Annotated in this window: 10 protein-coding genes and 1 other annotated feature; of the genes, 2 read left to right on the top strand and 8 right to left on the bottom strand. The window is 58.8% G+C overall.

The window, feature by feature from the left end; all coding sequences use genetic code 11:
- The first annotated feature begins 13 nt into the window (after positions 1-13).
- Positions 14-226, top strand: a complete 213-nt coding sequence (locus tag AC3YUO_RS08570) for a hypothetical protein (protein ID WP_489962614.1) — start codon at positions 14-16, stop codon at positions 224-226.
- Positions 227-270: 44 nt separating this feature from the next.
- Here the strand turns inward: AC3YUO_RS08570 and AC3YUO_RS08565 are convergent, their stop codons facing one another.
- The 8 genes from AC3YUO_RS08565 to AC3YUO_RS08530 form a co-directional block, all read right to left on the bottom strand.
- Positions 271-1,161, bottom strand: a complete 891-nt coding sequence (locus AC3YUO_RS08565) for an AAA family ATPase (protein WP_489962613.1) — start codon at positions 1,159-1,161, stop codon at positions 271-273.
- A 129-nt stretch (positions 1,162-1,290) separates the two neighbouring features.
- Positions 1,291-2,676 (bottom strand): NADPH-dependent glutamate synthase, encoded by a 1,386-nt coding sequence (gene gltA, locus AC3YUO_RS08560; RefSeq protein ID WP_489962612.1) that lies wholly within the window; start codon positions 2,674-2,676, stop codon positions 1,291-1,293.
- On the bottom strand, positions 2,669-3,517 hold the full coding sequence (locus AC3YUO_RS08555) for a sulfide/dihydroorotate dehydrogenase-like FAD/NAD-binding protein (protein ID WP_489962611.1): 849 nt from the start codon (positions 3,515-3,517) through the stop codon (positions 2,669-2,671). The genes gltA and AC3YUO_RS08555 overlap by 8 nt, the downstream gene beginning before the upstream one ends.
- Positions 3,518-3,617: 100 nt before the next feature.
- On the bottom strand, positions 3,618-5,558 hold the full coding sequence (locus AC3YUO_RS08550) for a bifunctional metallophosphatase/5'-nucleotidase (protein WP_489962610.1): 1,941 nt from the start codon (positions 5,556-5,558) through the stop codon (positions 3,618-3,620).
- A gap of 232 nt (positions 5,559-5,790) precedes the next feature.
- Positions 5,791-6,648 carry a glucose-1-phosphate thymidylyltransferase RfbA gene (gene rfbA / locus AC3YUO_RS08545; protein ID WP_489962609.1) on the bottom strand — a complete coding sequence of 286 codons (858 nt, stop codon included), beginning with the start codon at positions 6,646-6,648 and terminating at the stop codon, positions 5,791-5,793.
- A gap of 237 nt (positions 6,649-6,885) precedes the next feature.
- On the bottom strand, positions 6,886-8,868 hold the full coding sequence (locus AC3YUO_RS08540; protein ID WP_489962608.1) for a pyruvate carboxylase subunit B: 1,983 nt from the start codon (positions 8,866-8,868) through the stop codon (positions 6,886-6,888).
- A gap of 281 nt (positions 8,869-9,149) precedes the next feature.
- Entirely contained in the window at positions 9,150-9,278 is a 129-nt protein-coding gene (locus AC3YUO_RS08535) for a hypothetical protein (protein ID WP_279229862.1), read from the bottom strand.
- Positions 9,279-9,607: 329 nt separating this feature from the next.
- Positions 9,608-10,168, bottom strand: a complete 561-nt coding sequence (locus tag AC3YUO_RS08530) for a hypothetical protein (protein ID WP_489962607.1) — start codon at positions 10,166-10,168, stop codon at positions 9,608-9,610.
- A 93-nt stretch (positions 10,169-10,261) separates the two neighbouring features.
- Positions 10,262-10,508 (top strand) — a binding site (T-box leader).
- A gap of 91 nt (positions 10,509-10,599) precedes the next feature.
- Here AC3YUO_RS08530 and leuA point away from each other — a divergent pair.
- The gene (gene leuA, locus AC3YUO_RS08525; RefSeq protein WP_489962606.1) at positions 10,600-12,288 is read left to right on the top strand and encodes a 2-isopropylmalate synthase; all 1,689 of its coding nucleotides are present in this window, start codon (positions 10,600-10,602) and stop codon (positions 12,286-12,288) included.
- Positions 12,289-12,481 lie beyond the last annotated feature (193 nt).

Raw genomic sequence — 12,481 nt, 5'->3', positions numbered from 1 at the left:
GGAGTGCCCGCTTATGAATCTGTTCCAGAAAAAAATCGATCCCCGCTGCGCCTACTGTGCCCGTGGCCACAGCCTCAGCGAGGATCAGGTGCTCTGCCCGAAAAAGGGGGTCATGGAAGCGGTCTCCCACTGCCGCTCCTTCAAGTATGATCCCCTCAAGCGGACGCCGCCCCGCCCCGCCGCTCTGGCAGGAGCCAGTTTGAAGGACGAGGATTTTCAGCTGTAACCATAGCTACATAAAAAACGGAGGCCGATGGCCTCCGTTCTTTTTTAATCGTCAAATTCCTTCCAGTGGGCCTGAAACAGGCGGTAGTAGGCTTGCACGTGCTCCAGCTCGGTCCAGGGACACACCGCCACCGGACGGGCGTCCAGGTCGTAGATCTGCGCCCCCTTCAGGGACAGCAGGAAGGGCGAATGGGTGGAGATGACAAACTGGCAGCCGTAGAACCGGACGGAGTCCTCCAAGAACCCCATCAGTTCCTCCTGGAGCTTGGGCGACAGGCTGTTCTCCGGCTCATCCAGCAGGTAGAGCCCGCCCTCCTTGATTTCCCGGGTAAAGTACAAAAAGGCGCTTTCCCCGTTGGACTGGCCTGGGATATCCTTCATAAGCTGCCTGTTCACATACCGGGAGCCAGTCCCCCGCTTGGCCTCCACCACCTGGCGGAGCCGGTCCACATCCTCCAGGGAGCGGAGCTGAAAGTCGGCGTACCGGGCGTCGGTGTATTCCTTCAGCAGCTCCCGCCGCCTGGTGTCGATGCCCTCGTTCATGCACCGCAGGTCCAGCAGGTAGTCAAACACATCGTCGCTGGTGATGACCCGGCTCCGGGCACGTACCTGGGGCGTCATGGAGGGCAGCACCTCCGCCCGGCAAAGCTCCACGTAGTCAGAAAAGAAGGAGCTGCGGTTGAAAACTGCACCCCGCTGCAGCTCCAGCTTCTCCCCCAGCAGGTTCAGCAATGTGGTCTTGCCGCTGCCGTTTCCGCCACACAGGATGGTGATGGGCTCCAGCTCCAACTCCAACCGTGGTACCGTTCCCCGGCCCAGAAAGAGGCCGAAGGGATAGCGGCTTGCGTAGCAGGTGCGTTTTGACTCTCCGTTATTCGCCAGAAACCTCAGTTCCTGCCCCTCACTGGGCAGGGAAAATTTACGGACATAGACCATGAGCCTGCCTCCTTTTGGTTCAGTATAGCACAGTCACAGCCCCAAAAACAGGACCATTGTGCCCACCGTAACAAAAACAGCGGCTTCCGGGTAATCCGGAAGCCGCTGTTTGGTTCTTGGAAAAGCGCCTCAGCCCTTGCTCTTGATGTACTCGTCAATGGACTTGGCCGCGTGCTTGCCGGCGCCCATGGCCAGAATGACCGTGGCAGCTCCGGTAGCGGCGTCGCCGCCGGCAAAAATAGCCGGGCAGGAGGTGCAGCCCTTCTCGTCAGCCGCCACGCAGCCCTTCTTGGTCTTCTCCAGACCGGGGGTGCCCTCGTAGCTCATGGGGTTGGGCTGGGTGCCCAGGGCCATGATGACCGCGTCCACGTCCATCTTGAACTCGCTGCCCTGGATGACCACGGGGCGGCGACGGCCGGAGGCGTCGGGCTCGCCCAGCTCCATCTTCACGCAGGTGATGGACTGAACGTGATTGCTCTCGTCCCCTTCCACAGAGACGGGATTGGTCAGGAGGTCAAAGATGATGCCCTCCTCCTTGGCGTGATGGACCTCCTCGGCACGGGCGGGGAGCTCCGCCTCGGAGCGGCGGTAGACAATGTGGACCTCAGCGCCCAGGCGCTTGGCGCAGCGGGCCGCGTCCATGGCCACGTTGCCGCCGCCCACCACGGCCACCTTCTTGTTGTGGAGGATGGGGGTCTCAGCGTCCTCCTTATAAGCCTTCATGAGGTTGATACGGGTGAGGTACTCGTTGGCGGAGTAGACGCCCACCAGGGACTCGCCGGGAATCTTCATAAACATGGGCAGACCGGCACCGGAACCAATAAACACGGCCTCATAGCCCATGTCAAAGATTTCGGGAATGGTGAGCACCTTGCCGATGACCATGTTCAGCTCAATGTCCACGCCCATCTTCTCCAGGTTGGCCACCTCACGCTTGACAATGGCCTTGGGCAGACGGAACTCGGGAATGCCGTAGCTCAGCACGCCGCCGGGGGTGTGGAAGGCCTCAAACACGGAGACGGAGTAGCCCATGCGGGCCAGCTCACCGGCGCAGGTCAGGCCGGCAGGACCGGAACCGATCACCGCCACCTTGTGGCCGTTCTTGGGGGCAGTGGCCACATTGGCCACGCCGTGCTCAGCGGCCCAGTCGGCCACGAAGCGCTCAATACGGCCGATGGACACCGGCTCGCCCTTGATGCCGCGGACACACTTGCCCTCGCACTGGGTCTCCTGGGGGCAGACGCGGCCGGAAATGGCGGGCAGCGCGTTGGCGTTGGACAGCAGCTCATAGGCGGCGGCGATGTCGCCCTCAGCCACCTTGCCCACAAAGTCGGGGATGGGGATGCCCACCGGGCAGCCGCTGACACAGGGACGGTTTCTGCAGCCCAGGCAGCGCTTGGCCTCGTTCATGGCTTCCTCCAGAGTGTAGCCCAGGGCCACCTCCTTGAAGTTGGTGCTGCGGACCTGGGGGTCCTGCTCCGCCATGGGGGTCTTGTTCATCTGCATGTTAGCCATTCATGGCACCTCCTCCCAGGCGGCAGAGATGCTTCTCCTTCGCCTTTGCTTCAAAGTCCTTGTAGGTGGCGTTGCGGGCAATGACCTCGTCAAAGTCCACCTTGTGCCCGTCAAAGTCCGGCCCGTCCACGCAGGCGAACTTCACCTCGCCGTCCACGGTCAGGCGGCAGCAGCCGCACATGCCGGTACCGTCAATCATAATGGGGTTCATGCTGACGGTGGTGGGGATGTTGTACTTCTCCGTCAGCTTGCAGGCAAACTTCATCATCAGCAGAGGGCCGATGGCGAAGACATGGTCAAACTTCACACCGCTGTTAATGAGCTCCTCCAGCTTACCGGTGACAAAACCGTGATAGCCGTAGGTGCCGTCGTCGGTGCAGATATGCAAATCGGTGCAGGCGTGGGACATCTCCTCCTCCAGGATGACGATGTCCTTGGTCTTGAAGCCGCCGATAAGGTCCACCTGGTTGCCTGCCTCATGCAGAGCGCGGGCTACCGGCAGCGCAATGGCGCAGCCCAGGCCGCCGCCCAGAACGGCTACCCGGCCATAACCCTCCACCTCTGTGGGGACGCCCAAGGGGCCCACAAAGTCGTGGAGACAATCGCCCTCACCCAGCTGATCCAGAGCCAGCGTGGTGCCGCCGATCTTCTGATAAATAACGGTAACCAGTCCATCCGCCGCGCTGGAAATGGTCAGAGGAATCCGCTCTCCCTCCTCGTCCACACGCAGGATAATGAACTGTCCCGCCTTAGCCTTGGCGGCCACCAGAGGCGCGTACACCGAGATCTGCCCAATCTCAGGGGTCAGCGTCTTTTTCTTCGCGATTTCATACTTCTTCACGAATGCTCCTCCTCACGAATTGTTCTGCCGGACTTCTCCGGCCGCCCTTCCCAATCCATTCCAAAAAACACGGACAAGCCGCGTAGATCACACTAATTTTTTATCGGCCGAACCAGCGGCCCCGGTAACCCCCGTAGCGCCGGTTTTTACGCCATCGGATCACCGTACGCACCAGCAGCACCGCACCGGCAATGACCAGCGCCAGCACTAACCAGGCTACCAGGGAAATCCAGTTGGGGTTCTTTACCAGCTCAATGGGATTCCAGCTGTGGCTGACCTCCTTGCGCCCATCGGCAGAGGCATACTGCTGCGGGATTCCATCCTCCCCAAAGGACCTCAGATAGGCCGCCAGCGCATACCACTCTTTGATTTCTCCGCCAGAAGCATCCCGCAGAATCCGCTGGCTGAAATCGGTAATCTCCTGCCCATTTTCGTCTTTCGGAACGATAGACAGAAGCCCGAAGGACTGCTCCTTCACCGTAGAGAGCATCTGAGCACAGTACATGCCGGAGACTACACGGTAAAGCTTGTCGTTCTCCAGCTGAGCCAGGCCCTGGGCACCGAATTCATTGGCAAAGAGCGGTTCCTCCAGCTCTGCCTCAGTCACTCGGTTGAAAAACATCCGATGGGTGTTGAAGGAATATTGAATTCCGGAGAGATAGAGCTGGGCCTCAGGCATTAGAGGCGTCACCGAGGCATCCACCTCCAGTACCGCCCGCAGCTCCTTTCCGGTGAGATAGCAGGACACCAGGGGGTATCCGGAGGTTCCGGTCTCCCCTTCGCCCATGGACAACACGTCAAAAGCCTGGGAAACCGTGATATCTCCGGCGTAGAGAGGCGCCCGCAGGACGCCTGAGGCAGTTACCGCCACCGTCTCCACATCCGGGCGGTCCGCCTCCAGATTGTTCACCGCCCACAGGTAGGCGTCAGCAACCAGATTGCCCAGGTTGTTCTCCTCCTGAACGCCTTCTTCCGGCTGCTTCAGGTCAAAGGAGCTGGTAGTCAGCACCTGGTCATAGGTCATGTTGTAAGCGGACAGGTAGGTGCCGCTGACTAGGTTCTTCCACTCCGCAGTCAAAGCAGCAATCTCCGGATCCTCTGGTAGGCTCTCGTCAATGGGGGTCAGGTGGTAATCCACCAGCGTCTTCTCCCCCGCCTCATCCCAGGAGAGGGTAATGGAGCCCAGATTCTCACAGTAGGGACCGGCAGAAACAATATAAGTATTGCCCGCCACAATGGGCTCCTCCAGCGTTGTGTGGGTATGACCGGAGACAATCAGGTCAATCCCATCCACCGCCTCAGCCAGCTGTTCATCTTCAGAGTGACTCTTTTTCTCGTCCGTACCGCTGTGGGACAGGCAGATAATAAATTCCGCCCCCTGCTCCTGCAGCGCATCCACACACCGCTGGGCAGCCGTCTCCGGATCCTCAAGGGTAAAGCCAGAGGTGGGGGCCATGGAGTCTGACTCCTCGCCCATCAACCCGAAAATTCCATATGTAATTCCGCCCCGTTCCAGCAGCATGTAGTCCTGCACTCCATAGGCCGCCATGGCCCGCTGGATATCCAGTTGGTCCGGATTCTCCGCCGAGGGTTTATAATTGGCCATCAACAGAGCCGGAACCTTCTCACCGCTCAGGGCAGCCGTATTGAGCATTTTGGAAAAACCAAGTCCGGTCTGGTCAAACTCGTGATTGCCCGCTGTGGTGGCATCATAGCCCATGGCACCCATAGTACGCAGCTCAGCGGCCTGGGAGGTATACAGCGTCTGCACCAGGGATCCCACGGAGAAGTCTCCGCCATCCACCGTCACCGCATCAGGATGCGCCTCACGTTCCCGTTCCAGCGCCGTCATCAGCCGGGCATAGCCTCCGGACTCTCCTCCATCCTCTGTCCGCTGCGGGAAGAAATGAGAATGCAGGTCATGGGTAAACAAGATCGTCGCCTGCGTTTCGGTCCCCTCCGCCCCCACGGACAAAGCCAGGACCATCACAAGCAGAAGAAGCGACACCGCTAAGCCAGACAGTCGGCGCAGATACTTCAACGAGATACCTCCCTAAACTCTTCCACTTCATTTTGCCATAAATGCCCCGAAAACAAATACTCGGATCTTAACCTGTTTCTGCTGTATCTTTTCTTTTTTAGCAGTTTGCCGTACTTCGCCTTTTATTTTCAGGTCATTTGATGCTTTTTGAACAAAATTTTTAGTGTTTCTCCCACTTAGTCAACCAAAAGGGGGCTGCTGACAGCCCCCTTTCACCCGGACAAAAGCTCTGTCACAGGCACTGCAGATATTTTCCGTAAAGCGTCATATCCAGTTCCTTGCCGATATCGTGGACCTGTTCATCGGAAATCCAGCCCTCGTAGAGGCCCAGCTCCTCCAGACAGCCCACATAGCGGCCTGTGGTGTCCTGGATGTGCTTGATGGTCTGAGCTGCTTCCAGCAGACTATCGGCGGTACCGGCGTCCAGCCAAGTGAAATTCTTTTCCAGCGGAATCACACGCAGCTCACCCCGGCGCAGATACTCCAGGTTGACATCGGTAATTTCCAGCTCACCGCGCGCGGAGGGCTTCAGGTTCCGGGCAATTTCCATGACCTGGTGGTCGTAGAAATAGAGGCCGGGAACAATGTAGTTGGATTTGGGATAGCGGGGCTTTTCCTCAATGGAAATGGCCCGGCCTTCCTTATCAAACTCCACCACGCCGAAGGGGCGGGGGTCCTCCACCCAATAGCCGAACACCGTGGCGCCCCACTCATTGGCGGCGGCCCGCTTCAGTGTGGCACCCAGAGTGGGCGCATAGAAAATGTTGTCACCCAGCACCAGACACACCCGGTCGTTCCCCACAAACTCCTGCCCAATGAGCAGGGCGTCTGCAATACCACGGGCAACGGGCTGCTCTGCATAGGAGATCTGCACGCCGTACTGGCTTCCATCCCCCAGCAGAGAGCGGAATGTTTCGGTCTCCCGGGGTGGGACAATGACCAGTATTTCAGAAATACCGGCCTGCATCAGAATCGCAATCGGATAATAAATCAGCGGCTTGTCATACACCGGAAGCAAGGGCTTGCATACCGGCTTGGTCATGGGGTACAGGCGGGTTCCCTTTCCCGCCGCTAGAACGATACCCTTCATGTGTTTCCTCCTGTAAATCAATAGGGGCCTGGTAGGAGCGGCGCATCGTCTGGCGAACCCGTCCGGGGGATAAATTCCATACGAAACGCAGTTGGATTGGTTCCAACGCTCCCTATTGTACCATGACCTACGGCAGTTTACAAGCCTTTCCCTATCCTTTTAATGGATCTTTAAAGCCCCTGACGGGCGGAAAATTTCGTCCGTCAGGGGCTAATTTCAAAGAGAAGTAGCTTTTGTTCAGCCCAGGACCACCAGCAGGTCGTCGGTGTTCACAGTGCTGCCCACCACAGCGGAGATGGACTTGACGGTGCCGTCCACAGGAGCGGACACCTCGATCTCCATCTTCATGGCCTCCAGCACCACCAGCACGTCGCCGGCCTTTACGCTCTGGCCCACCTGGCACTCCACCTTAAAGATGTTGCCGGGCATGGGGCTCTTCACCGCGGTCTCACCAGCGGCGGGAGCAGCAGCAGGCGCCGCGGCAGGAGCGGGAGCGGGGGCAGGCGCCGCAGCGGGAGCGGGAGCAGCAGGGGCGGCGGCAGGAGCAGCTACCGGAGCAGCCACAGGAGCGGTAGCCACAGGAGCGGCAGCTACGGGAGCAGCAGGGCCGTCAGCGCGCTCCACAGAGACCTGGAAGGGCTTTCCGTCGATGGTGACGGTGAACACGCCGGAGCAGTCCTCGCGATTTCCCATCACCAGGTGAGGCGGCTGATAGGAAGCGGCGAAGGGCTCGATGGGACGGGCGGTGTAGCCGTTGGACATGGGGGCGGGCACACGGGCATAGTACACGTGACCCTGCCATGCGGGCAGAGGCGCGGTCTCAGCCTTGGAGGGAGCGGGCGCAGCGGCCTTCTTGGGCTCCTCCTTCTTGGGGAAGCCGGCCTCGCGGTCCTTGAAGAACGCCATGGCCACCTGGGGGAAGGCGATGTAGGACAGGACATCCTCGTCGCTCTTGGCAACGGAGCCCAGCTCCTTCTTGGTCTTCTCAAACTCGGGCTCCAGGCTGTCGGCAAAGCGGCCCTCCACCAGGGGAGTGTCGCCCAGGATCTTCTTCTGGATCTCCGGATCGATGGGGGCGGGAGTGCGGCCGTACTCGCCGCGGCAATAGGCCTTGATCTCCTTGCCTACCACCTTGTAGCGCTCGCCGGCCAGCACGTTCTGCACGGCCTGGGAGCCCACCATCTGGCTGGTGGGAGTGACCAGAGGAGGATAACCCATGTCCTTGCGGACCTTGGGGGTCTCCTCCAGCACCTGGTCCAGCTTGTCGATGGCGTTCATCATCTTCAGCTGGGAGATGAGGTTAGAGAGCATGCCGCCGGGAATCTGATAGTTGAGACACTGGGTGTCGGTGGACATGGAAATGGGATCCAGGGTACCGCTCTTCAGGAAGTCGGCGCGGACACCCTTGAAGAAGTCGGCCATCTTGGTGAGGGCCTGATCGTTCAGGTCCACCTCATAGCCCATGTGGCGGAGAGCATAAGCCACAGACTCGGTGGCGGGCTGGGAGGTACCGCCGGAGAAGGGAGAGATGGCGGTATCCAGTACGTCGGCACCGGCCTCCACTGCCTTCAGCTGGGTCATGTAGGCCAGGCCGGTGGTGCAGTGGGTGTGGATGACCAGAGGCAGCTCAGGCACCGCGTCCTTGATGGCGGACACCAGGTCATAGGCCTCCTTGGGGCCCATCAGGCCGGCCATGTCCTTGATGCAGATGGACTTGACACCCATGCTCTTCAGGTCCTTGACCATCTGGACGTTCTTCTCCAGAGTATGTACGGGGCTGGTGGTGAAGGAGATGGTACCGGAAGCGTGGGCGCCCTGCTTGACGGTCTCGTCAATGGCGACCTCCAGGTTGCGGACGTCGTTGAGGGCGTCGAAGATACGGATGATATCAATACCGTTCTTCACGGAGTACTCCACAAACTTGCGCACCACGTCATCAGGATAGTGCTTGTAACCCAGGATGTTCTGGCCACGCAGCAGCATCTGCAGCTTGGTGTTGGGCATCTTGGCGCGGATCTTCCGCAGCCGCTCCCAGGGATCCTCCTGAAGGTAGCGCAGGCACACGTCGAAGGTGGCGCCGCCCCAGACCTCCGCAGAATAGAAGCCGGCCTTATCCATGGTCTCCAGGATGGGCTCAAACTTGCTGTACGGCAGCCGGGTGGCGATGAGCGACTGGTTTGCGTCGCGCAGCACCGTCTCCGTGAAGTTCACTTTTCTCATGGTAATCAACCTCCGTAGCGCTCAATGGAGCAATTTTTATCGAAACAATCTGCTTTCCTGTCGGAAAGCAGCGGCGGCAAAGGGATATCTGCCTACCGCCCCAAAGTCACTTATGGTTATTTTAGTATATCTTTCCCCCCAGCGCAAGCCTTTTCTGTAAAATCGCACAGCTTTTTCCTGCATTCCCCAGGACAAGAAAAAGCGCCGCGGCAGATTCCACATACCTGCCGCGGCGCTTAATTCTCTGCGTCCTTTTTCAACGTACTGTTCCCTTCCCCGTTTTATCTCTGGCTGCAGGTCTCGTCCTCACGAGCCTTGGTCTCTTCGTAGTTGAAAATCAAATCATCAATATCCACATCCGCGCGGACACGGGCCCAGATGTTGTTTACTTCTTTCTTCAGCATCGTCATAACAGCATGCTCCTTTCTACTTTAAAATGGGTATAAAAATACCATCGTTCGACCTGCAAACGATGGAGGAAATGATTGTGTTTCGAATCCGCGGTTCTTTACTGAAAAGCCACTGGTTCACGCACAGTCTGCTCCATTCGCCTGCAGCCCATACAGCCGCCCTGGGTAACATAACGTTTAACCTGCATCCTGTGCCACCTCTTTCCTCTCGCAGCAGTCTGCAAAGGACCTTCCGGTCACTTTACTTGGTTTATTGTAAACCTCTTCCCGCACCCTTGTCAAGTTTAATTTTCATAAAGATGCAAGTTTTTCTTATTCGCCATGCAGATTTAGTGCTCCAGGTTCTCTTTGCGTCCCGTCCCCTCCCCCGCAAACACCCGCGGTCTGCCTGCCCGGTCAAACGACCACACCAGATGTGGCTTTCCCTCCACCCGTGTCACCCGGGCCAGGCACAGCAGTGTGCTCAGCACCACCGGCCGCTGGGTGGAAAAGGGGGCCGCCAGCTGAAACCCCTCCCCGGTCTTCCGGCACAGCATGGGCCGCCGCAGCAGCTGCCGCAGCAGGTCGTCCTCCACCAGCTGACCAGGCCTGGACTCACAGTACCACGCTCCTTTCTGCTCAAAGGAAAAGGCCAGCACGGCCTCCGCCCCCTCCACCGGCCAGCAGCCCTCCTGCTCCAGCTGTCCGACGGAGAGCCTGCGCAGTAAACGGAGCTTTCCATCCTCAGGTGCCAGTGTTCCCGCCAGTATCCGCCGTCCCTGTCCTCCCAGCAGCCATACCTTATATAATCCACGCCCGTCCGCCGCTCTTTGGGCCTCCAGGCGGACATAAGCCCCCTCCCGGTTCAGCGTCAGCGTGCCGCCCCCCGCCATCTCCAGCCGTCGTTCCATGCTCCGTTCCCTCCCCTCTCTGCTTTAGTCTATGCACCGGAACAGAAATTTCCCCCTTGACAAATTTAACGAGTTTGGCTACAATCAATTCAATTAAACGCAATGAAGGGAATAAAGACAGCGATTGCTCCCTCAGAGAGCCGGTGGTCGGTGCAAACCGGTGTGCAGCGCCGCTGTGTATGACTGGTCCCCGAGCGGTCCTTCTGAAGTGAAACGAGTAGGATGGAACGACTGGCCCCGTTACCGGCCGCAGCCTTGTTGGAGGCTTTGAGGGCCGTTCGGGCAACCGACGGCTGAACCAGGGTGGTACCGCGTGAATCGTTTTTATCACGCCCCTGACTTTTCAAAAGTCAGGGGCGTTTTCTTATCCCCTGGCGGAAAAACGCCCCGCGCCAACCCAGCGGGAGCCTCATGTTTAGGAGGACATGTTTATGAAGCCCGGATACAAAAAGTACATTCCCTTCCAGCCTCAGCCCATCGAGAACCGCACCTGGCCCGACAAGGTGATCACCAAGGCCCCTGTGTGGTGCTCCGTGGACCTGCGGGACGGCAACCAGGCCCTGGTGGACCCCATGAACCTCCAGGAAAAGCTGGAGTACTTCCACACCCTCATTGACATCGGCGTGAAGGAAATCGAGATTGGCTTCCCCTCCGCCAGCGAGACGGAGTATGAGATCTGCCGTGAACTCATTGAGGGCGGACACATCCCTGACGACGTGACCATCCAGGTATTGGTTCAGGCCCGGGAGCACCTCATCAAAAAGACCTTTGAGGCTATCAAGGGCGCCAAAAACGTTATTCTCCACTTCTATAACTCCACCTCCACTCTTCAGCGCAAGGTGGTTTTCCACATGGATATGGACGGCATCACCAAGATTGCCACCGACGCTGCCGACCTCATCTACGAGATGTCCCAGCCTATGCTGGCCGAGGGCATGAACCTGCGCTTCGAGTACTCCCCTGAGTCCTTCATGGGCACTGAGATGGATTACGCCGTGGACATCTGCCAGGCGGTACTGGAGCACCTCCACGCCACCCCGGAGAATAAGGTTATCCTTAACCTGCCCACCACCGTGGAGAACTGTATGCCCAACCAGTTTGCCGATATGCTGGAGTACTTCATCCGCAAGCTGCCCTCCCGGGACAGCGCCATCATCTCCCTCCACCCCCACAACGACCGGGGCTGCGGCGTAGCCACTGCCGAGATGGGCCTGCTGGCGGGCGCTGAGCGTGTGGAGGCCACCCTCTTCGGAAACGGCGAGCGCACTGGCAACGTGGATATGATTACCCTGGCCATGAACATGTGGACCCAGGGGGTGGACCCGGAGCTGGACTTCTCCAACATCAATAAGATTAAGGAGATGTACGAGCGGTGCACCAAGATGCCCGTGGGCGACCGCCAGCCCTACGCCGGCAAGCTGGTCTTCACTGCCTTCTCCGGCAGCCACCAGGATGCCATCAACAAGGGGTCTCAGTATATGAAGGAGTCCCAGTCCGAATACTGGGAGATCCCCTATCTGCCCATCGATCCCGCCGATGTGGGCCGGGAGTACGAGCCCATCATCCGCATCAATTCCCAGTCAGGCAAGGGCGGCGCTGCCTACATCATGGAGCACAACTTCGGCTTCGACCTGCCCAAGGCCATGCACCCCGAGTTCGGCCACATCGTGCAGGTGGAGACCGACCGGGTGGGCAAGGAAATCTCCCCCGAGCGCATCAACGAGCTGTTCCATCAGGAGTATATCGAGGCCAAGGAGCCCTACAAGCTGCTTAAGCACGCCTTCCAGGAGACCATCGACGCCGAGGGTCACTCCCACGTGGCCTTCCAGGGCACCATCCAGCACACCGATACCATTTTCGACGTCGCCGGCGAGGGCAACGGCCCCATCGACGCCTTCTTCAACGCCATCAAGGGCGAGAAAATGGCCCGCTTCTCCTTCCTGGATTACGCCTCCCACGCCATCACCGACGGCTCCGACTCCCAGGGTGTGGCCTATATCCTGCTTCAGGACCAGCGGGACGGCAAGAAGTACTGGGGTGTCGGCCTGTCCCACAACATCAACCTGGCTCCCCTCCGCGCCATCCTCTCCGCCATCAACCGCGCCAAGCGTCCCCACTGAGTTCGGTTCTTTTCAATCTCCCTGCGTCCGCCCTCCTTCCGGGATGGGCGGACGCATTTTTCTGTTTCTGTACGGTTTTCCGTCTAAATTCCGGTTAGTTTTTTATTACCAGTCCTTTAATTGCAATTATATTCTCTTTAATTTGTTTCTGTTTCAGCCAAATTCTCCCTTTGCTTTTCAGAATTGACTTTTT

It is taken from the genome of Pseudoflavonifractor sp. HNCC25GI2 (assembly GCF_058136395.1).
The sequence above is the reverse complement of the archived record's forward strand: the minus strand, read 5'-3'. Positions and strand labels throughout refer to the sequence as shown.

Coding starts and splice junctions, on each gene's coding strand:
- rfbA (WP_489962609.1), bottom strand. CDS start 6,648: ATGAAGGGTATCGTTCTAGCGGCGGGAAAGGGAACCCGCCTGTACCCC.
- AC3YUO_RS08570 (WP_489962614.1), top strand. CDS start 14: ATGAATCTGTTCCAGAAAAAAATCGATCCCCGCTGCGCCTACTGTGCC.
- AC3YUO_RS08540 (WP_489962608.1), bottom strand. CDS start 8,868: ATGAGAAAAGTGAACTTCACGGAGACGGTGCTGCGCGACGCAAACCAG.
- AC3YUO_RS08530 (WP_489962607.1), bottom strand. CDS start 10,168: ATGGAACGACGGCTGGAGATGGCGGGGGGCGGCACGCTGACGCTGAAC.
- leuA (WP_489962606.1), top strand. CDS start 10,600: ATGAAGCCCGGATACAAAAAGTACATTCCCTTCCAGCCTCAGCCCATC.
- AC3YUO_RS08565 (WP_489962613.1), bottom strand. CDS start 1,161: ATGGTCTATGTCCGTAAATTTTCCCTGCCCAGTGAGGGGCAGGAACTG.
- AC3YUO_RS08535 (WP_279229862.1), bottom strand. CDS start 9,278: ATGACGATGCTGAAGAAAGAAGTAAACAACATCTGGGCCCGTGTCCGC.
- gltA (WP_489962612.1), bottom strand. CDS start 2,676: ATGGCTAACATGCAGATGAACAAGACCCCCATGGCGGAGCAGGACCCC.